Here is a 2,066-nt window from a genome sequence, read left to right as displayed (position 1 = left end):
CGCCGCGCGGCACCCACACCTGCGCGTCGAAGCGCTCGACCGCCTGGACGAATTTCGCCGAGGCGCGCGCATGCAGGCCGCGCTTGTTGATGATCAGGAGGTCCTTGGAGATCGCGCCCGCGGGCACGCCTGTCCCCGCTTGTGGCGCCTCCTCGCTCATTTGCCGGCGAGCACGCGGCTGGCGATCGTGACGTATTTGCGGCCTGCTTCCTGAGCCATCGCGATCGCGTCGGGCAACGGACGCTCCTCGCGCACCTTGGCGAGCTTCACCAGCATCGGAAGGTTGATGCCCGCGAGAACCTCGACCTTGGGCCGACTCATGCAGGATATTGCGAGGTTCGACGGTGTGCCGCCGAACATGTCGGTGAGGATCGCAACGCCGTCGCCGGAATCGACGCGGTTAACCGCCTCGATGATGTCGCTTCGACAGAGATCGGAATCATCCTCGGCACCGATCGTGATCGCTTCGATTTGCTTTTGTGGCCCCATGACATGTTCAAGCGCTGCCTTGAATTCGTCGGCAAGGCGCCCGTGGGTCACAAGTACTAGACCAATCATCGGAAAACTCCTCGCGGGCGCTTTTGGTGCACCGCACGAACGCGCCACTTTGACCATCCAGAGCCCCCGCGCAAGAGGGGATGTTGCGTATCTCCCTGAATCTATACGGATGTATGAGGGGAGCTGCGCCGGTCTATTCGGTCGCGATAGTGGGGTTCATATGGTTACCATTTCCCTTCAAACAATCGGCGGAAGGGTTACGGAAGATGAACTCTTGGTAGTGGTCAAGGCCGCGACAACCAGGGGGAGCGGTGAATAGTCGCGGCTAACGGGGATTCGCGGTATTTCGACACCGAAAATGCTTGTTTTCAGGGATTCTGCCGGCGGCAGGCGCTCCGCGTCGGCCGCGTCCAGATCGACCACGAGACCGACGGTCGCATGCTCCACGAAGTCGCAGCGGCGGATCCCCAGGCCCCGGACCTCGATCAGGCCCGCCAGGCGAGGCGCCGGGCGAACTTCAATTTCATCGCCGACTGTCGCCAGATGGACACGGTCGTCCCCGACCAGAACGGCCGTTTCGACCACCCCAGTGCGGCCCGCCATGATCAAATCAAAGGCAAGGCGCGACTTGCCGGAGCCCGAAGGCCCTCGGATCAGCACCGCCCGCTGCCCGACCTTGACCGCGGAGGCATGAATGCTCGGCCCGCCCTTGTTCGAGCTGCCGTCTTTCGATCTGCCTTGGCTCATAGCGCCGGCAGCCTCACGACGAAGCGCGCGCCTGCTACCGTCGGAACGCCCTCGTCATCCGGCGGGCCTGCGCGGTTCTCGGCCCAGATGCGTCCGCCATGCGCGTCGATGATCTGCTTGGAGATCGACAGGCCAAGGCCAGAGTTCTGGCCAAAGCCCTGATGCGGCCGATCGGTGTAGAAGCGCTCGAAGATGCGCTCCAGCGCATCGTCGCGAATGCCGGGGCCGTCGTCGTCGACCACGATCTCGATCTCTCCGCGGACGCGGCGGCAGGTGAGGCGCACCTTGCTGCCGCGCTCCGAGAACGATTGTGCGTTGGAGAGCAGGTTGGAGACCACTTGCCCGAGCCGTGAATCGTGGCCGGTCACGGCGAGCGTGTCGGACGCGCCGCGGCCTTCGAAGCGCGTCTCGACCGCGACGTCGTGGCCGAGCTTGGTTTCATTGGCGACGGACACCAGCGTCGTCAGCAGGCGGCGCAGGTCGACCGGGATCGCGTCCTGGCGCTGCAATTCGGCATCGAGCCGGCTGGCGTCGGAGATGTCGGAGATGAGGCGGTCGAGCCGCTTGACGTCGTGCTCGATCACCTCGAGCAGGCGCGCACGGCTGTTCTCGTTGCGCGCCAGCGGCAGCGTTTCGACCGCCGAGCGCAGCGAGGTCAGCGGGTTCTTCAGTTCATGCGCGACATCGGCGGCGAACATCTCGATCGCCTCGATGCGGCTGTACAGTGCGCTGGTCATGTCGCGCAACGCGCCGGAGAGATGGCCGATCTCGTCGCGGCGGCGGGTGAAATCGGGGATCTCGATGCGGGCCTTGATGCGGCG

General features: G+C 64.7%; 4 protein-coding genes. All 4 read right to left on the bottom strand.

Going from position 1 to position 2,066, the window contains the following annotated elements:
- Window positions 1–160, bottom strand: a 160-nt coding sequence (locus MOV75_RS35920; protein WP_247007726.1) for an HPr family phosphocarrier protein, incomplete at its 3' end; no start/stop codon positions are given.
- Window positions 157–558, bottom strand: a complete 402-nt coding sequence (locus tag MOV75_RS35915) for a PTS sugar transporter subunit IIA (RefSeq protein ID WP_007597752.1) — start codon at window positions 556–558, stop codon at window positions 157–159. The genes MOV75_RS35920 and MOV75_RS35915, both read right to left, overlap by 4 nt.
- A gap of 177 nt (window positions 559–735) precedes the next feature.
- On the bottom strand, window positions 736–1,245 hold the full coding sequence (locus MOV75_RS35910; protein WP_246932219.1) for an HPr kinase/phosphorylase: 510 nt from the start codon (window positions 1,243–1,245) through the stop codon (window positions 736–738).
- On the bottom strand, window positions 1,242–2,066 hold an 825-nt coding region (locus tag MOV75_RS35905; protein WP_247007722.1), incomplete at its 5' end, for a sensor histidine kinase KdpD. The genes MOV75_RS35905 and MOV75_RS35910, both read right to left, overlap by 4 nt.

It is taken from the genome of Bradyrhizobium sp. PRIMUS42 (assembly GCF_023006515.1).
Classification (GTDB): Bacteria; Pseudomonadota; Alphaproteobacteria; order Rhizobiales; family Xanthobacteraceae; genus Bradyrhizobium.
The sequence above is the reverse complement of the archived record's forward strand: the minus strand, read 5'-3'. Positions and strand labels throughout refer to the sequence as shown.

Excerpts from the sequence above, each read along its gene's own strand:
- MOV75_RS35915 (WP_007597752.1), bottom strand. The coding sequence starts at position 558 with ATGATTGGTCTAGTACTTGTGACCCACGGGCGCCTTGCCGACGAATTC.
- MOV75_RS35910 (WP_246932219.1), bottom strand. The coding sequence starts at position 1,245 with ATGAGCCAAGGCAGATCGAAAGACGGCAGCTCGAACAAGGGCGGGCCG.